The 17,193-nt window shown below is 50.9% G+C and carries 15 protein-coding genes and 1 other RNA gene; 7 read left to right on the top strand and 9 right to left on the bottom strand.

The annotated features are described in order from the left end of the window. Nucleotides 1–13 precede the first annotated feature (13 nt). The 4 genes from ftsZ to rnpB all read right to left on the bottom strand — a co-directional run bounded on the left by ftsZ (nt 14) and on the right by rnpB (nt 3,611). On the bottom strand, nt 14–1,249 hold the full coding sequence (gene ftsZ / locus QCB44_RS07320; RefSeq protein ID WP_279409037.1) for a cell division protein FtsZ: 1,236 nt from the start codon (nt 1,247–1,249) through the stop codon (nt 14–16). Nucleotides 1,250–1,328: 79 nt separating this feature from the next. Then, nucleotides 1,329–2,264 carry a 16S rRNA (cytosine(1402)-N(4))-methyltransferase RsmH gene (rsmH, locus tag QCB44_RS07325; protein ID WP_279409039.1) on the bottom strand — a complete coding sequence of 312 codons (936 nt, stop codon included), beginning with the start codon at nt 2,262–2,264 and terminating at the stop codon, nt 1,329–1,331. Between the two features lie 19 nt (nt 2,265–2,283). Continuing rightward, entirely contained in the window at nt 2,284–2,742 is a 459-nt protein-coding gene (mraZ, locus tag QCB44_RS07330; protein WP_279409041.1) for a division/cell wall cluster transcriptional repressor MraZ, read from the bottom strand. A 480-nt stretch (nt 2,743–3,222) separates the two neighbouring features. Continuing rightward, nucleotides 3,223–3,611: RNase P RNA component class A (gene rnpB, locus QCB44_RS07335), an RNA gene on the bottom strand. A 208-nt stretch (nt 3,612–3,819) separates the two neighbouring features. Between rnpB and QCB44_RS07340 the strand changes: the two genes are divergently transcribed. Further along, nucleotides 3,820–4,032 (top strand): putative motility protein, encoded by a 213-nt coding sequence (locus tag QCB44_RS07340; RefSeq protein WP_279409043.1) that lies wholly within the window; start codon nt 3,820–3,822, stop codon nt 4,030–4,032. Between the two features lie 18 nt (nt 4,033–4,050). Here QCB44_RS07340 and QCB44_RS07345 read toward each other — a convergent pair whose 3' ends face one another. After that, entirely contained in the window at nt 4,051–5,307 is a 1,257-nt protein-coding gene (locus tag QCB44_RS07345; RefSeq protein WP_279409046.1) for a D-alanyl-D-alanine carboxypeptidase, read from the bottom strand. Nucleotides 5,308–5,499: 192 nt separating this feature from the next. Here QCB44_RS07345 and QCB44_RS07350 point away from each other — a divergent pair, with 192 nt between their 5' ends. Then, nucleotides 5,500–6,357 (top strand): class I SAM-dependent methyltransferase, encoded by an 858-nt coding sequence (locus QCB44_RS07350; RefSeq protein ID WP_279409047.1) that lies wholly within the window; start codon nt 5,500–5,502, stop codon nt 6,355–6,357. Between the two features lie 59 nt (nt 6,358–6,416). Here QCB44_RS07350 and recQ read toward each other — a convergent pair whose 3' ends face one another. Further along, nucleotides 6,417–8,264 carry a DNA helicase RecQ gene (gene recQ / locus QCB44_RS07355; protein WP_279409050.1) on the bottom strand — a complete coding sequence of 616 codons (1,848 nt, stop codon included), beginning with the start codon at nt 8,262–8,264 and terminating at the stop codon, nt 6,417–6,419. A 167-nt stretch (nt 8,265–8,431) separates the two neighbouring features. On the opposite strand from recQ, the gene QCB44_RS07360 reads away from it, so the two are divergent. Next, nucleotides 8,432–8,878: a hypothetical protein gene (locus tag QCB44_RS07360; protein ID WP_279409051.1), complete on the top strand. Its 447-nt coding sequence runs from the start codon at nt 8,432–8,434 to the stop codon at nt 8,876–8,878. A 22-nt stretch (nt 8,879–8,900) separates the two neighbouring features. Here QCB44_RS07360 and QCB44_RS07365 read toward each other — a convergent pair whose 3' ends face one another. Next, on the bottom strand, nt 8,901–9,809 hold the full coding sequence (locus QCB44_RS07365) for a LysR family transcriptional regulator (RefSeq protein ID WP_279409053.1): 909 nt from the start codon (nt 9,807–9,809) through the stop codon (nt 8,901–8,903). 138 nt (nt 9,810–9,947) lie between these two features. Here QCB44_RS07365 and QCB44_RS07370 point away from each other — a divergent pair, with 138 nt between their 5' ends. Then, entirely contained in the window at nt 9,948–10,799 is an 852-nt protein-coding gene (locus QCB44_RS07370; RefSeq protein ID WP_279409054.1) for a pirin family protein, read from the top strand. Between the two features lie 124 nt (nt 10,800–10,923). Here QCB44_RS07370 and rsmI read toward each other — a convergent pair whose 3' ends face one another. Next, on the bottom strand, nt 10,924–11,787 hold the full coding sequence (rsmI, locus tag QCB44_RS07375) for a 16S rRNA (cytidine(1402)-2'-O)-methyltransferase (RefSeq protein ID WP_279409057.1): 864 nt from the start codon (nt 11,785–11,787) through the stop codon (nt 10,924–10,926). A 151-nt stretch (nt 11,788–11,938) separates the two neighbouring features. Between rsmI and QCB44_RS07380 the strand changes: the two genes are divergently transcribed. From QCB44_RS07380 to QCB44_RS07390, 3 genes are read left to right on the top strand one after another with little or no spacing between them, the layout of a single operon-like run. Continuing rightward, complete coding sequence (locus QCB44_RS07380) at nt 11,939–13,672, top strand: penicillin-binding protein activator (protein WP_279409059.1); 1,734 nt, start codon at nt 11,939–11,941, stop codon at nt 13,670–13,672. Beyond that, a complete protein-coding gene (locus QCB44_RS07385) occupies nt 13,669–14,061 on the top strand; it encodes a YraN family protein (protein ID WP_279409061.1) in 393 nt (130 codons plus the stop codon). The genes QCB44_RS07380 and QCB44_RS07385 overlap by 4 nt, the downstream gene beginning before the upstream one ends. 11 nt (nt 14,062–14,072) lie before the next feature. Continuing rightward, nucleotides 14,073–14,513, top strand: coding sequence for a DedA family protein (locus QCB44_RS07390; RefSeq protein WP_279409062.1), 441 nt, complete (start codon nt 14,073–14,075; stop codon nt 14,511–14,513). 167 nt (nt 14,514–14,680) lie between these two features. Here the strand turns inward: QCB44_RS07390 and ppsA are convergent, their stop codons facing one another. Continuing rightward, nucleotides 14,681–17,173 carry a phosphoenolpyruvate synthase gene (gene ppsA / locus QCB44_RS07395; protein ID WP_279409064.1) on the bottom strand — a complete coding sequence of 831 codons (2,493 nt, stop codon included), beginning with the start codon at nt 17,171–17,173 and terminating at the stop codon, nt 14,681–14,683. Nucleotides 17,174–17,193 lie beyond the last annotated feature (20 nt).

The raw sequence follows: 17,193 nt of genomic DNA on the forward strand, positions 1-17,193 counted from the left end.
AGGCCTGGTCAGTTTAGTCGGCCTGACGACGCAAAAAAGCCGGGATATCCAAGTAGTTTGAATTCGGCAAACCACCTGTGACTCCGCCGTTTGCAACCATCTTAGGACGTTCAACCTCAGGCTCTTTTGGCGCCTCTACAGCCGCTTCCATTTTAACCGTGTGTTTCAAGGGCTGAGATTCCGCTACCGGCGTTTTCTGCTCAGCTTGAACTGTCGTTTCAGCACTCTCTTTGTTCGCTTGAACCGCGGTCAAGTTCGGCTTGACCATTTCCGGTTTTTTCGCCACTTCGCCTGCTTCTTCCAACCCGGTCGCCACAACAGTCACACGGATCTCATCCTGCATGGTTTCGTCAATGGACGTCCCGATGATCACTTTCGCATCACTGGCCGCAACCTGATCGATGACATCACCAACCTCATTGAATTCACCCAGAGTAAAGTCCAAACCACTGGTAATATTGACCAACAATCCACGGGCACCTGAAACCGAAATATCTTCCAACAGCGGGTTTGCAATCGCTTTTTCTGCTGCTTTGACTGCACGGTCTTCACCGGTTGCGTGGCCGACCCCCATCATGGCCATGCCGCGCTCAGTCATCACGGTACGCAAATCTTCAAAGTCAACGTTGATCATACCTGGACGCGTGACCAGCTCGGAAATCCCCTGAACAGCACCGTGCAGCACTTCATTGGCATAATCGAAGGCTTTGGCCAATACAAAATCACGCCCCAATACTTTTAATAGTTTGTCATTAGGGACAGTAATCAGAGAATCAACATGCTCAGCCAACGCCTCAATGCCTGAGTCCGCAATTTTTTGACGACGTTCAAAGCTGAATGGACGGCTGACCACGCCCACTGTCAAAATCCCCATTTCACGCGCGGCTTGCGCCACAATCGGAGCGGAACCGGTACCGGTACCACCGCCCATCCCTGCGGTAATGAAAACCATGTCAGCATCTCGAAGCTGCTCTTTCACCTGATCGATATCTTCGCGTGCGGCTTCTGCACCACGTTCTGGATCTGCACCGGCTCCCAACCCTCCGGCACCCAGTTGAATTCGGGTGGAAACGGAAGAGTTTGCCAAAGCTTGCGCATCCGTGTTAGCACACATAAACTCAACGCCTTCGACATTTGAGCGCACCATATAATCGACAGCGTTACCGCCGCCGCCTCCGAGGCCGATGACTTTAATCACAGGCATGCCAGGTGTCCGGACTGGCGTAGTTTCTTTACCAACAAATTTCATGACGACGATTCCCCTTAATCAGCATGATAAGTACAACTCGTTTCTTGCACCGAATAAACGACACAAACCTTTTAAATTCTTATTTCAATCGCTCGGCAATCCGCAAGACCGCGCTGCGCGAGCGACTGTTTAACCGACACTCCTCCTCCGTTGGAAAGATCGGCTTACCAATTTTTTTCAAAACCGGTTCAATTACCTCCAACTGTATCGGTGAATCCGGAAACAGGTCGCGAATCGTCGACTGATCCCGGATAAATTGTTTGACGATGCGATCCTCCAACGAGTGAAAGCTGATCACCGCCAAACGTCCTTCCGGCGCCAGAATTTCCACGGCGGCCTGAAGCACATTCTTCAATACATCCAGCTCGCGATTCACCGCAATTCGAATCGCCTGAAACGTTCGCGTAGCCGGGTGTTTATTTTTTTCGGTTTTGGGAGCGACCTTTTTGACCACCTCTGCCAGGTCCAAAGTAGTGTGTAGCTGATCTTTTTCACTGGCCTCTTTAATGACTCGGGCAATACGTCCGGCGAATCGCTCTTCACCATACTGTTTCAACACCTTGGCGAGGGTTTTCTCATCCACCTGTTTCAACCACTCTTTGGCGCTTACCCCCTCTTCGGGGTTCATGCGCATATCCAATGGTCCCGAGCGCATAAAACTGAATCCGCGTTCCGCCTCATCCAATTGCGGAGAGGAGACGCCCAAATCGAGCAACAGGCCGTCAACCTTTCCAAGCAGGCCGCGCGCTTCGCAGTATTCCTGAACTTTTTCGAAGCTGCCGTGCTGAATTTCAAATCTCGGATCGTCAAAATGCGTTTTAGCGTACTCCACTGCCTGCGGATCTTGATCAATTCCGATCAAACGTCCTTGAGGGCCAAGCTTTTGCAAAATAACGCGACTGTGTCCGCCTCGTCCGAAAGTGCCATCTATATAAATGCCATCCGGCTTAATGTTGAGCGCCTCAATCGATTCATTGAGCAACACCGAATAGTGAATCGACTGACTCTCTTCCATAAGCTATCCGTTTTCCAGATTACAAACTCAAATTCGCCAGTGACTCGGACACTTCGCCTGACAGTGCGCTATCCAACATCTCTGGTCGACTGGCATCCCAGGCCTCCTGCGACCAGAGTTCAAACTTATTCCCCTGCCCGAGTAAAATTGCCGACTTCTCTAACTGGGCATGCTCTCGCAGCAGGCTTGGCAGCAAAACTCGACCCTGCGCATCCATCTCCATCTCAGAAGCGTGCCCCAACAGCAAACGCTGATAAAGTCGTGCCTGAGGATCGACATTGGGGAGTGACATCAATTTACGCTCAATCACTTCCCACTCATCCAGGGTATAAATCAACAAACAGGGGCTATGCAGATCAATGGTGGCAACCAGTTGATTGTCGCTGGCTTCTGAAATCGACTCACGATAACGCTTAGGGACCGCCAAACGCCCCTTAGCGTCAATATTGATTGAGTTGATTCCACGAAAGAACAGCATTTTAAAAACCCACTTTTCACCACCTTTCCCCACTTAACGCCACTATATTGATCTTGCTCACCACTGTCAACCCCTTGCAAGCGTAGCTTTTAAGAAATTTCCATTACAGGACAACAACTTAGCGACACACCCAGATAACCAAATACGCATATTAGCAACTGGTAATAACACCTATATTTCAACTGGTTACAACACTAAAACAAAGTTATTTTTTAACTAAATGCCACAAGAACTTGTATAAAAAACAAAAGAAAAGCACAAAACCAGAAGAAAGAATGCAGTACCACATATAGTGTAATTAAAAAAATAAAGCACAATATAGATGCAAAAAAATGCGGAGAAACACTTATCAAACGAAAATGTGGGGCAAAATCCCTAAAATTTTAAAAAAATGAATTTTTGAGCAACATTTTGGCAAAAAAGAAAAAAACACTCAGGGAAATTTAAAATAAAAACGAAGAGAAAAAGTCGGGAGAAAAAAGCAAAAGCGGATCTATAAGCCGGGTTCTGTACTTCCTGAAGTTCAGAAAGTGACAATCATTCATCTGGGAAAAGCATCACTGCCCTCCTCAAGCGATCTACCCGAAAACCTGCGCGAGCCACGCAGCGCACTGGCGAACCAGCGACCTGTTTTCCTATTTGATCTTGCACCGGATGGGGTTTACCATGCCGTTTTTGTTACCAAAAACGCGGTGCGCTCTTACCACACCATTTCAACCTTACCTGTACGCGCGAACGCGCCATCGGCGGTATATTTTCTGCTGCACTTTCCGTCGGCTCACGCCGCCCAGCCGTTAGCTGGCATCCCGCTCTGCGGTGCCCGGACTTTCCTCCGAAGGCAAGCCTTCCGCGATTGTCCGATCCGCTTTTGCGTGGGCGTACAATACTGCAAAGACCGAAAAAAGTCCATTATTGTTATATACTTCTACAGCCGGTTTAGAAAAATGGGGAGACCCCTGACATCACCTTTTCACTCACAAAAGCCAAAAAGTGACTAAAGCATTCAAAAAGCCGGCCGATATCAGGATATAGTAGAAATACCTTCACTTCTCGCTAAATAATCATTAAGGTATACCAATGGAAATCTCAGCAAATGCCGCCGTATCAGCTGCGGTCATGCAACAACAGGCCAATACCCAAGAACAAGTTCAGGTGGGAATGTTAAAAAAAGCGATTGATACGCAAACCAACAATGCTTTAAGCTTAATCACCGCCCTACCTCAACCGGTTGCGACAGCGAACAGCACCCCCGTTGGCAGTTTAGGTCAGAACATCAGTACTTACGCCTAACTTAACAATCATCAAGCGCTAGCGCAAAGCCTGACTCAATTCTGCAGCGATGCGGTTGCGGAAATGATAATAAGGAATCGGCTCGTTCATCATCACGGCAAACGGCAGCCATTCCTGCTCCCTTTCAATGTAACCCGCCAGGGTACTCACACCGATCAGTGAACCGGACTTGGCGTAGACATACATTTCCACTTCTGGCAGCAGATGCCTCCAAGGGCGAAACGCCTCGAGCACCTCAACCAGATATTGCGGACTCAAACGGTTATTCCGGGAAAGGCCGGCGCCATCTTCCAAATAGGCGTCCCGCCAACCGAAACGGCCACTCAATTCTTTCGCAAAAAACTGCACCACTTTGTCTTCATCGGCAGGCGGGCCGTAACGCTCCGCAGCAAGCATCAGAACCAACTGATTGGCAATGAAATTAGTCGAGTACTTCATCATCGGCTCAACCACCTGAGCCAGGGTATGGCTATTGTAATGACGATAAATCAGGCCATCAGCATTCCTATGCCTTTGCCAACGCACCCCCTCACCTATATCAACCCCTTGCCCTCGCAGAAACGCCGCCAACAGCTCGGCAAAATAGCGTTGTGCCGTTTTTGGGTCCGCACCGGTATTCACCCTCTGCGGCTGATCCATTAACGACCGTCCTAATTGCTCGGCCAGTGGCGTCAACGGGGTTTGCGGTTCCGCCGACACCACCCGGCCACTCTTTTTTTGCAAAAACACCGTATTAAAATTGGCGGCAATCGCGGATGGAATGGCATCATAAGGGTTGTCGCTATGCTGTGTGCCCGGCAACACCAAACCCTCTGAAAAATAACTCGCATCCAGCGCGATGGCATCCAACCGTTGAATCCTCAACTCGGAGAGTTTTTGTTTGAGCTGTTTAGCGACTTCAAGCAACTCTTCCGAAGTCAAAAACGGATCGCCGTAGCCTTTTACCACCAACTGATTTCGTTCGCTCGTCTGCTCTAGAAAAAAGTCGGTATGAAATCGATGCTCCGCGCCCCAATGACGCAAGGCCAGATAGGCGGTCACGAGCTTGGTGGTGGATGCCGGCACCAGAAGGCGCTGCGCAGACCGGGCCTGTAAAGTTCTCCCCTGCTCATCCAGCAGAAGCCACCCCGCCTCTTTCATTTGCGTCAATTGCGGTAGGTTTTGTAGCGCCTTCTCGATATTGGCCACCGGATTCGCCGCGGCCGCATAAGCCCACAATCCCCACACACCCAACAGGCCTGTACAAACAAGTTTGAATAAAGTTTTTACATTCATATTTTTAGTTTATTGTCGAAACAGACATTTAGACCGCGCCTTTAACAGAGTTGCGCATAAAATTATCAAAAACCACCATAGCTCTTTTCTAAGCCTTCACCAACAAATAAACACCCGTGTATAGAATGGTTATAATAGCCATCTTAATCACTTGCCTGCCAGGGGTTAAGCTTACCTTATTAGCTTCATCCGATGGAACTGAAAATAGCCATGTCACTAAGCGTCTGCAGCCAAATTTATCCTGATAAAGCCAAAGTCTTAAGCGAGCGACTGCAACTCCCCCTGATCGCCACCATGCCAGCACAAAAAGCCTTGGACAATACCCTGCTACTGAGCTGGTATCGTGAGAAAAACCAAACCGATGACACGCCCGCCAAGCTTGGACTTTTCAGCGCTTTTAGCGGTCCGGTCAGCATTGATTTCACCGGCGGCAAAAAGCAGCACCGCCGCCAGTTCGGTGGAGGCAAGGGACAACCTTTGGCGCGCGCTATTGGCTTAGGCAGCTACGACGCCCCGAGCGTGCTTGACGCCACCGCCGGTATGGGCGGAGACGCTTTTGTATTTGCGACTCTGGGGTGCCAAGTCACCATGGTGGAACGTTCGCCAATTGTCGCCGCTCTGTTGGAAGACGCTCTCAACCGAGCCCGACAACCGGTTGAAAACGCTGATAACCCGCCCGAAGATCAAGAGCTTAAAGGCATTATTCAACGCCTCTCCCTGGTGAATGCCGATGCCGCGGATTATCTGCTCAGCCAGAAACCCGAGGTCGACGTCATTTATCTTGACCCGATGTATCCGGAAAAGAAAAAGAGCGCTTCCGCCAAAAAAGAGATGAAGGTCTTGCAGCACCTGCTTGGCCCGGATCTGGACAGCGAACGCTTGCTGGATGCGGCGCTTCACACCGCGCGCTTGCGTGTTGTGGTCAAACGTCCGGCCAAAGCCCCCACCATCGCCGGCATTCAACCGACTGCGCAAATCAACAGCCCTAACACCCGCTACGACCTCTATTCGATTAAAGCACTGAAAGCCTCCGGAAAACTGGCCGACTAAATGCATCGGGTTTGCATTAAAACCTAACAGGCCTGTTAAGTTTTAGTATGCACAAACAACTAAGACGCTAATTGGGTGAAAAACCGCAAGAACTCGTAACCGTAGCGCGCCAGCTTGGTTTCACCGACGCCGTTGATTTTCAACAATTCGGCATCGTTTGCCGGGCGTTTAACCGCCATTTCCAGCAGAGCCGCATCGCCCAGTACGACATAAGCCGGCACCCCTTCGCTTTCGGCAATGTCGCGTCGTAGCGCACGCAGCCCTTCAAAGACTTCAAACTCTTCGGAAGTAAGCGCCTCTTTGCGTAAGCGGTTGGCAGCGCGTGCACCCGGCCTGTTGAGTTTTTCCAACGTGGTTTTCGGCCGCGCCAAAGTCAAATCGGCCTGGCCCTTGAGGGCCGAACCGGAGCGCTCCGTCAGGCGCAATACCGAAAAATTTTGAATATCCTGATACAAAAACCCTTGATGAATCAGCTGGCGCAAAAAGCTCAACCATTCCGACGCACTGTACGCCTGGCCAATGCCGTAGGTGCTAAGCTGCTGGTGCCCCTGTGTACGGATACGTTCATTATCCTGACCGCGCAGCACCGCAATAACATGCTGCAAGCCAAAACGCTGCTGCAACCGGTAGACGCAGGACAATGCCATTTGCGCCACCACCTTTGCCTCCTCTTCGGGCAACCACTGCGGCGGGTTCAGGCAGATATCGCAGTTTCCGCACGCCGTATTCGACGGTTCGGAAAAATAGTTCAACAGCACGGTACGCCGACAGGTCAATGATTCAGCAAAATCGACCATACTGCTGAGCTTAAACTGCTCAATGCGCCGCTGCGTTTCATCGCTGATCTGTTCTACAAAATGGCGTGCCGTGGCCACATCCTGCATTGAATAGAGCAACAGCACCTCGCTCGACAACCCATCGCGCCCGGCGCGGCCGGTTTCCTGATAATAGCCTTCAATGTTTTTCGGCAGGTCGTAATGCACCACAAAACGCACATTGGGCTTGTCGATTCCCATACCGAACGCCACGGTGGCGACGACGATGTCAATTTCATCGCGCAAAAACTGCTGATGCACCTTCTCGCGAATTTCCGCCGGCAGTCCGGCATGATACGCTTTGGCCGCATAGCCCGCTTCCTGCAGTTTCAGCGCGACCTCTTCCACCCGCTTGCGGCTCAAGGCATAAACGATCCCGCACTCCCCGCCTTGCCGCGCTTGCAGAAACTGCAACAGCTGCTGCATCGGCCGCTGCTTCTCCAGCACCCGGTAAAAGATATTCGGGCGGTCAAAACTGCTGATATGGATGCGGGGATCCCGCAACTGCAAACGCTGCACGATATCCTCGCGGGTCGCGTGATCAGCGGTCGCGGTCAGCGCGATAAACGGCACCTGCGGAAAGGTGTTTCGCAATTGGCCGATCTGACGGTATTCCGGGCGAAAGTCGTGCCCCCACTGTGACACACAATGCGCTTCATCAATCGCAAACAAGGAAATAGGCAAGGTTTGCAAACGCTGCAGAAAACCGCTGTTGAGCAACCGCTCCGGCGATACATAGAGCAACTTTAACTGCCCTTGATGCAACTGCTGCCAAATCGCCCGCGCTGAATCCGCATCCAATGCCGAATGATAACAGGCCGCAGCGACGCCGTTCGCCTGCAAAGCCGTCACCTGATCCTGCATCAACGCAATCAACGGCGACACCACGATGGCCGTCCCTGTACGCATCAACGCCGGGATCTGGTAACACAGCGACTTGCCTCCCCCGGTCGGCATCAGCACAAAGCAATCGTTTGCGTTCGCCACATCTTCAATAATCGCCGACTGCAACGGCCTGAAGGATTCATACCCGAAGACATTTTGCAAAATCTGTTGTGCGTAACTGACAGAACTCAAAGGGGGTAAAGACATAAAAATAAAATTGGCTAAGCGGGATTGCCCAAAGGAAAGTGAGCAACTTAGACTAATTGTGAGCAAATAACAAGTCTTGACAGGTCCGTTCAATTTCAGACTAAATAACTCAACCTCTAATCCGCTGACAAAGTAAAAAACACACCCAAAAGGACGGGAGAGTCATTATGAAAGACCGTATAACTCGTTGGATGGCGCCATTATTAAACACAACAGGCCTGCTGTTACTATTAATGCTGACGGCAAACAGCCATGCTCAAGACTTTAAACCTTCCTCGCCAGTCACCGCCCTCATGCCGATTGTGATGGACAACCTGGAATTGCTTCAACTGACACCTGAACAACTGGATCAAGTACGGGCGATTGCGCGCAGCAACTTTGCTGAAGTGGAATTTATTAATGCCAAATATCACGATATCAAAAGTGAGTTAAAAGAAAACACTCTGGATGGTGCAGGAGATAAAAACCACAGTTTACAGTTAATTCAGGAATTGAGCGAACTGGATAAAAAACGTATGGCGCTAACCATCGAATGTGTCTTTGGCCTCAAACAGATTCTGACGGAAGAGCAATATCAAGAAGTCATCTCACTGCTAAGCTTTCAAAATTCGTAACCGAACTGCCAGCGCCCGCATATTAATCCAACGGCTCATCCCAATAAGCCCGATTGCCAAACCGCTCTACCAAAAAATCGATAAATGCACGCGCTTTGGGGGCAAGAAAACGATTTTGTGGATAAACCGCGTAAGCATTCATTTCCGGCAATGTGTAGTCACTGAGAACGGGGACCAGCTCTCCATTTTTTATCGCTTCCCAGGCAATAAACGTGGGCGAAAAAACGATCCCATGACCGGCCATGGCCATACGTTTCAAGAAATCACCATTATTCGCCTGAATCTGTGAATCAAAATGGACCTGATGCGCATTTCCTTGAGGATCCACCAACGGCAACACCCCATTACTGGCGGTATAACGCAAAATTTTATGCGATCTCAGGGTTTCGTGATCGTGCGGTTCTCCATATTCAGCCAGATACTCGGGGCTGGCACACAAGACAAAGCGGATCGGCACAATGCGCCGCGCCTGAATCGCAGACTCCTTTAAGTCGCCGATACGAAACGCCAAGTCAAACCCCTCTTCAACCAAATCAACCTGACGGTCAGAAAAGTCGACATTCAATTTAAGCTGCGGATGACGCTTAGCAAATTCATCCAACACCGGAGTGAGGTGGGATAACCCAAAAGAGAGCGGAACAGCGATCCGTAAAGACCCGCTTAAAGCCTGTTCACCCTGTAGAATCGCCTGGTTCATCGCCTCGTACTGTTCGACCAGTTTCAATGCTTGCTCGTAGTAGATGCGACCGGCATCGGTTAAACTCAGGCTACGAGTCGTGCGTTGGATCAGTTTACAAGCCAAGCGTTCTTCCAGATCAGAAAGGCGGCGACTCACCGCCGATTTCGCCAGACTCATCTGCTCTGCCGCGCGACCAATTCCGCCGGCTTCGACAATACGAATAAAAATTTGAATCTCTTCCAGGCGTCCCATGAACCAACCCTACCATCCGTCACTCATTGTATTTGTTCTCATTTCAAGAACATTTAGTTGGCATTTTGGCGGTTTTTCATCGAACAAGCAACGTCTAATATAGACAGTATAAAAATGATCACAAACAGGAATACCGCTATGAGCACACCACGCACCCTGCAACAGGTTTATACCGGCCTCCCCGCTTCAGACGGTGCCGGAGTCAAGTTAACCCGCATCATCGGTCAACCGCAGTTAAAAAACCTGGATCCCTTTTTAATGCTTGATGCCTTTGGCACCGACCAGCCACAGGATTACATCGGAGGCTTTCCCCCGCATCCTCACCGCGGCTTTGAAACCGTGACCTATCTTCTGGCCGGACGCATGCGCCACAGCGACAACCAAGGTAACCAAGGCGTGATCGAACCGGGAGGCGTGCAATGGATGACGGCTGGACGCGGGATTATCCACTCGGAAATGCCGGAACAGGAAGAAGGTCTGTTAATGGGATTTCAACTATGGGTCAACTTGCCTGCACATGCGAAAATGACCACTCCGAGCTATCAGGAATATGCCCCAGAGCAAGTCCCGGAAGAAGTCTGGCCCAACGGCACCCGCATTAAAGTCATTGCCGGCAAAACCGAACGCGGTACGCAGGGCGTTATTCAGAATAACTTTATCAACCCCACCTATCTCGATGTCCAGCTTCCGCCCGGGGAGCGGTTGGTGCAAACTTTTCCAATGCAGCAAACGGCGTTTATCTATCTGCATGAGGGCCAGCTTAAAGTGGGGAAACCTGCCTCAGAACGGACTTTGCAAGCTGGCCAACTGGGCGTCCTCAGTCATGGGGAACACGTCACCATTGAAAACCGTGCCAAACAGATCAGCCGTTTTTTGCTGGTTGCCGGCAGCCCACTGAATGAACCGATTGTTCAGCGCGGTCCGTTTGTCATGAACACCCAAGCCGAAATCATGCAGGCGTTTGATGATTATCAAAATGGCCGTTTCTGATCACGCCTGTTAAGTGTTCACTCGCCACTCACCGATTGAGTGGCATAGAAAACCACTGAGGCTTTTAGCGGTTCTTTGATTTGTGAGTTCCACGGCTGTTTGTTGAACAGCTTTAAAGATGACTTTAGGTTTCCTTAAGTTGCAGCACACGGTTATAGACCGCTTTTTTCTTCTGTCCGCTGTAATCGGCGACAATTTCAGAGATCTGTTTTACCGGTAAGTTCTGTTTAAGCAGCGCCAAAATCAGTTCATCCTGTTCGCCAATTTCATGCTCTGCTTCGACCACATCGCCCATCACCATCAAAACGAACTCTCCGCGCACTTTATCCACGTGCGTATCAAAATAGGTAATGACCTCGCTCACCGTACCGGAGACAAACTGCTCATAGGTTTTAGTCATTTCACGGGCAGCGACCATGTACCGCTCGCCGCCGAATACGTCATGCAACGCTCGCAGCGACTCCATTAAGCGATGCGGGGATTCGTAAAACACCAAAGTGCGCGGATCGGTTTTTAATCCTTCCAGCACCTGTAGACGTTTTTGGTTTTTAGCCGGCAAAAAACCCTCGTAGCTAAATCGGTCGGTCGGCAACCCTGCGGCGCTCAAGGCGGTAATGACCGCCGAAGGCCCCGGAATCGGCACCACCTTAATCCCATTCTGACGCAGCAGCTTGACCAGATGAAAACCGGGATCATTAATCAACGGTGTACCGGCGTCGGACACCAAAGCGCCGTGCTCACCCTGCTGAAGTTTTTCCAACAGCTGACTGCTGCGCGCTTGCTCGTTATGATCATGCAGGCTCAGCAAAGGCCGTTGTATCGCCATCGCTTGCAGCAGCTTCTGCGTATGCCGGGTATCCTCTGCGGCAATCCAGTCCACCGCACTCAGCGTTTCCAGTGCACGTTGGGTAATGTCTTTCAAGTTGCCGATCGGCGTGGCCACAATATAGAGGGTGCCGCCCTCGGCCAAGGTTGTGTTATGCTCCATGAATCACCTTATTGCGAACCTCTGCGAGTCAGAACTCAAAACACAGGGTTCGATTGAATGCTGTGGCTGACTATTTAGACCTACTTTACGGGGTCCGATTCGTTATAATCAGCGTTACGATTAATTGTGAACATTCTATAGAAAAATGCACATGCGCACCCCTTTAATTGCCACCTTCATTACCTCATTGAGCCTGAGTGCGTTTACACTGGGTTTAACCGGGTGTACCACACCCCAAAAGGCAGCAAAAGCCCCGTCCGACATCGTTCTCAGCGAAACCCCGCTCAAGCCTGCTGAGGCCATGAGCCGCGAGGAACTGCGTGCGCAGCGTTTAAACGCACAAACTCAACAGGCCTGGTCAGATTATCTGCAACTGACCGAAGTCCTGTGGCACCAAGCCAATGACCGGGAGCAGGCTGAAATTGAACGCCAAACATGGCAAACTCTGGCGGCTGAATTTAAAGACATCCGCCGTCTTCAACGCCTGCGCCAAGCAGGCGATTTGCCCGCTCAACAATGGGCGGACCTGCTCGAGGCGATGCAACAACCTGGACTGTACGCTTACAGCGCGTTACAGACATTAAAAGAGTGGCGACCCAACGCGATTTACCAGCACCATTTGCTGGCCGAACTCAGCGAAACCTTCAAGCAGCCGAGCGTGAAACAGCTTGCGGTCCTGTTGCCATTGAGCGGCAAATATCAAGAGGTCGGCGAACAGATTCGTAACGGTTTGCTCAAAGCCTATATGATTTCCAACCGCCAAACGGGGGTACGTTTTTACGATACCAGTGATCCTCAGCAGGTCGTGGAACGCTATCAACAAGCCGTGCATGAGGGCGCCGATTTTGTCGTCGGCCCACTCACCAAAGAGAGCGTCGAACGTCTGGCACAATACTTAAAACAGCAAGATGGTTTAGAAAACACGCAGACCACACAAGACGGTTCGACGGATCTAAAACCTTTCGACACCGCAAATTCCTCAACCGATTTGCCAGTAATCACCTCAAGCCCGTCAGACCAGGGTAGCCATACGGCTCCGGTAAAAGTATTGGCGCTCAATGAAACCGAACAGGCCGGACTCAATAGCCCGCTGTTTCTCAGCTTTAACTACCGTTCGCAGACAGAAAGCCAGCAAATCACCCAACAGCTGGAAGCCAACCGCTATCAGCGCATCGGCATTCTAAGCAGTGAAATGTCCCGCGACATGAATAATGCGCAATCGCTGCTCAGCCAGTGGCTCAGCAATCCGCAGAACCAGGCGGTGTTCAAAAGCTACCCCGTGGAAAAACTTAATCTGCGCAAAGCGTTGGGCGACCTGATTAATGAAGAGGCGAGCCAGGCACGCTATAACAATCTGCGCTGGCTTTTGGGCGAGAAACTGGAGTTTTTCCCGCGTACCCGTCAAGACCTCCAAGCCATCGTCTTAATCGGTAACGCCAAGCAAGTCGCGGTCTTCCACCCGCAGTTCGAATTTTTCCAGCTGCAACTGCCAGTGTATGCCACTTCGAACCTCACCCCGGCCAACCTACAAAAGATCGAAAACAACCCCGATCTGGCGAATGTGATCTTTCCGACCATTCCGGCGATCTTTACTCCGCATGCTCTGCAAAGTCCTCTGGAAGCCTTTGGCTGGGACAGCTTTATCCTTGCTATGCAGCACCATAAACTGGCCGATAACCTGTGTCTGAACCAGGGACAAAGCGGCATTCTCTATCGCAATCCTGACTACACCATCGATAAAAAACTGGTTTGGGCGCACTACTCACCGATCGGTCAACTGACTCGATGGGTTCCTCCACCGGAACCGCAAGAGGCGGATGCTGAAGCGGTCAGTGATGAGAAAGCGGCTCCCCCCACCATAGAGAGGCAGCCGGTTAAACCATGAAAGCGTTCAAATCGATCAAACAACGCCTTGCCAGCAAACTGATTGGTCGAGAAAAAGAGCGCCAAGTAGCCGATTGGTTACAGAGCCAGCAGGTTGAAATCATTGAAAGCAACTATCTATGCCGTGGCGGTGAGATTGACCTGATCGGCTACCAGGCCTGTTCAAACTCCTTGATCTTTTTTGAAGTCAAATACCGCCAATCCACCGACTTTGGCCATCCTCTAGAGCTGGTGACCTCAGCGCAATGGCAGCGCATTTACCGCTGTGCCGAACAGTTTTTGCTGCGCCACCCCAACTATCAGGACTGCCAAATGCAATTTGACCTGATTGCTTTGACGGAAGACCAAACCGTTCCACTGCGCATTGAAAACGCCTACGGCCAGTTTTAACGATTGCCCCTATGGAAACCTATTTAGACGCTTACCTTTCGCTGTTTTTACTCTCTTTTCTCGCCGCTACGCTGATTCCGGCGGGCTCCGAAGTCCTGCTCAGCAGTCTGCTGCTGGAAGGTTATGATCCGTTTAGCTTATGGTTGTGGGCGACCTTGGGTAATACGTTAGGCGCGGTAGTCAACTACCTGTTGGGGCGTTATCTGCTGCACTTCCAGAGCCGACGCTGGTTTCCCTTCAAGGCGGACAGTCTGCATAAAAGTCAGGCATGGTTTGGGCGTTACGGTGTATGGAGTCTGCTGTTTTCCTGGGCCCCCTTATTGGGCGATGCCTTGACCTTTATTGCCGGGGTCATGCGCGTGCGTTTCTGGTTGTTTTTGCTGCTGACCGCCTTGGGGAAAGGAGCGCGTTATGCCATCTTGGTAGGCCTGGTGGATCTGTTAGCGGCTTAGGCTTTTTGCTTGGCGATCCCTTTTTCCATAAGATTGGCTGATTCATTGTGGAAAAGCAACAGGCCTGTTCAAATGAGACCTGTCCACCTTAAAAGCAAACATAATCGGTTTATTTTCAATGCGATAGAAACAAAACCCCATTCAAGAGCTCGTAAATTTAAGATCTTTTAGCCACTTATCCCAAAGTTATCCACAGGATTTACTAACAGCTTATCCACCGTTTCCCGGCCGTTAATCTTGCTTTCGGTTTGCAAAATTTTGGGCAGGGTTTTCAGCATTGAATCCGGGTTGAGGCTCATCGCATCAATGCCGATCTCCACCAAAAATTCGGCAAATTCAGGATAGTCGGACGGCGCCTGTCCGCACAGGCTGATGTGTTTGCCGTTGCGATGCGCCCCTTCCACCGCCATACGCACCATCTGCAAGACCCCCGAATCACGCTCGTCATAGTCAAACGCGACTTTTTCCGAATCGCGGTCCACACCAAGCACCAACTGGGTCAAATCGTTAGTGCCGATAGAGAAGCCGTCAAAATACCCGGAAAATGCATCGATCTGCAGCACGTTATTGGGAATTTCCACCATCATATATACTTGCAAGCCGTTGCTGCCTCGTACCAGACCGTTTTCCGCCAGGGTTTCAATCACCGCGCGCGCTTCCTCGACCCGCCGGCAGAACGGAACCATAATAATGACGTTATCCAGCCCCATGACCTCTCGAACCCGCTTAATCGTCTGACACTCCAAGGCAAACGCCGCTTTGTAATCCGGATCGTTATAACGGGAAGCGCCGCGAAATCCGAGCATCGGATTCTCTTCTTTCAATTCAAAAAACTTACCGCCAATCAACTCGGCGTATTCGTTGGACTTAAAATCCGATAAACGCATCACCACCGGTTTGGGGTAAAACCCGGCGGCAATGGTGCCAATGCCTTCGGCGAGCTTCTGTACAAAATAATCCGCGCCGCTGGCAAACCCGGCGGTAAGCGTTTCGATTTGATTGCGGGTTTTCTCACAAGCGACTTTATCGGGATAGAGCAAGGCCTGAGGATGCACCTGAATACTGTTGTTGATAATAAATTCCATGCGCGCCAAGCCAATCCCATCATTAGGGATACTATTGACCTGAAACGCCAGCTCCGGATTCCCTAAATTCATTAACATTTCGGTTTTAGGACGCTGCATATCAGCCAGATCAACACGGTGAATCTCAAACGGCACTTCCCCTGGATAAACATGCCCTTCATCCCCTTCTGCGCAAGAAACCGTCAATAGCTGGCCGGTCTCTATGCGCTCGGTGCCCTGCTGAGTACCGACCACCGCAGGAATGCCGAGTTCTCGGGAGATGATCGCCGCATGACAGGTACGCCCGCCGCGGTTGGTGACCAGCGCGGCCGCTTTTTTCATCACCGGCTCCCAGTCCGGCGTAGTGATATCGGAGACCAGGATCTCGCCCTCTTGAAACTCATGCAGATAGTGCACAGAATGAATCACCCTGGCTCGACCAACTGCAATTTTGGCGCCAACCGAACGCCCGCTGACCAGTGGCAGAGGGTGTGATGGGCTAATTTCATAGCGTTCCAACACCGTGCCTTTGCGTTGCGATGCCACGGTTTCCGGGCGTGCCTGCACCACAAACAACTCGCTGGTGATACCGTCTTTGGCCCACTCCATATCCATCGGCCTTTTGCTTCCAGCTTTGTCGCTGTAATAACGCTCGATTTTGATTGCGTAATCGGCCAGCTTCAGAGCTTCGGCATCGCTGATACAAAATTGCTTACGCTCGAGTTGCGAGGTCGGTACATTTTTGACCGGTTGGCGGCGGTTACTGTCAGAGGCGTAGATCATCTTGATCTTTTTTGCCCCCAAGTGGCGTTTTAAGACACTGCGGTGCCCCTTTTCAAAGGTCGGCTTATGGACATAAAATTCATCCGGATCCACCGCCCCCTGCACCACATTCTCACCTAACCCCCATGCGCCGGTAATCAGCACCACATCCTCAAACCCGGTTTCGGTATCAATTGAGAACATCACCCCGGAAGCGGCCAGATCGGAACGCACCATCAGCTGTACGCCGATGGACAGAGCGACATCAAAATGGCCGAACCCCTGATCAATCCGGTAGTGGATAGCGCGGTCGGTAAACAAGCTGGCAAAACAGTGTTTGCAGGCATCGATATAGGCGGACAGTCCGGAAATATTCAGATAAGTGTCCTGCTGTCCGGCAAAACTCGCGGTGGGTAGATCTTCTGCTGTCGCCGAACTGCGCACCGCCAGAGAGATCGAATCATGGTATTGACCGGTAAGCGCTTCGTAAGCCTGAACCATCTCTTCATACAAAGCATCGGGCAGTTTAGCGGAATAGATCAGTTCACGGGCTTGGGCGCCACGGCGCTGCAAATCTTGCGTGCTGTCCGCATCCAGGTGGTCGAGCAATTCATGCAACTTATCCCACAGGTTGTTTTCATCCAGAATCGCACGATAAGCGTCTGCTGTAATGGCAAATCCGTTGGGAATCGGCACGCCTTGGGGTACCAGACTTTGATACATTTCACCTAAAGAGGCATTTTTCCCGCCTACCAATGGAATGTCTTCAATATGCAATTCTTCAAAAAAACGGACATAACGACAAGACGAATCACATGAGACATGCTCACTCATACCAAACTCCTTTGCTTATT

Source organism: Thiomicrorhabdus sp. zzn3 (assembly GCF_029767755.1).
GTDB lineage: Bacteria > Pseudomonadota > Gammaproteobacteria > Thiomicrospirales > Thiomicrospiraceae > Thiomicrorhabdus.

Excerpts from the sequence above, each read along its gene's own strand:
- QCB44_RS07365 (WP_279409053.1), bottom strand. The coding sequence starts at position 9,809 with ATGGGACGCCTGGAAGAGATTCAAATTTTTATTCGTATTGTCGAAGCC.
- QCB44_RS07340 (WP_279409043.1), top strand. The coding sequence starts at position 3,820 with ATGGAAATCTCAGCAAATGCCGCCGTATCAGCTGCGGTCATGCAACAA.
- QCB44_RS07380 (WP_279409059.1), top strand. The coding sequence starts at position 11,939 with ATGCGCACCCCTTTAATTGCCACCTTCATTACCTCATTGAGCCTGAGT.
- ftsZ (WP_279409037.1), bottom strand. The coding sequence starts at position 1,249 with ATGAAATTTGTTGGTAAAGAAACTACGCCAGTCCGGACACCTGGCATG.
- ppsA (WP_279409064.1), bottom strand. The coding sequence starts at position 17,173 with ATGAGTGAGCATGTCTCATGTGATTCGTCTTGTCGTTATGTCCGTTTT.
- QCB44_RS07345 (WP_279409046.1), bottom strand. The coding sequence starts at position 5,307 with ATGAATGTAAAAACTTTATTCAAACTTGTTTGTACAGGCCTGTTGGGT.
- rsmH (WP_279409039.1), bottom strand. The coding sequence starts at position 2,264 with ATGGAAGAGAGTCAGTCGATTCACTATTCGGTGTTGCTCAATGAATCG.
- mraZ (WP_279409041.1), bottom strand. The coding sequence starts at position 2,742 with ATGCTGTTCTTTCGTGGAATCAACTCAATCAATATTGACGCTAAGGGG.
- rsmI (WP_279409057.1), bottom strand. The coding sequence starts at position 11,787 with ATGGAGCATAACACAACCTTGGCCGAGGGCGGCACCCTCTATATTGTG.
- recQ (WP_279409050.1), bottom strand. The coding sequence starts at position 8,264 with ATGTCTTTACCCCCTTTGAGTTCTGTCAGTTACGCACAACAGATTTTG.
- QCB44_RS07385 (WP_279409061.1), top strand. The coding sequence starts at position 13,669 with ATGAAAGCGTTCAAATCGATCAAACAACGCCTTGCCAGCAAACTGATT.
- QCB44_RS07390 (WP_279409062.1), top strand. The coding sequence starts at position 14,073 with ATGGAAACCTATTTAGACGCTTACCTTTCGCTGTTTTTACTCTCTTTT.
- QCB44_RS07370 (WP_279409054.1), top strand. The coding sequence starts at position 9,948 with ATGAGCACACCACGCACCCTGCAACAGGTTTATACCGGCCTCCCCGCT.
- QCB44_RS07360 (WP_279409051.1), top strand. The coding sequence starts at position 8,432 with ATGAAAGACCGTATAACTCGTTGGATGGCGCCATTATTAAACACAACA.
- QCB44_RS07350 (WP_279409047.1), top strand. The coding sequence starts at position 5,500 with ATGGAACTGAAAATAGCCATGTCACTAAGCGTCTGCAGCCAAATTTAT.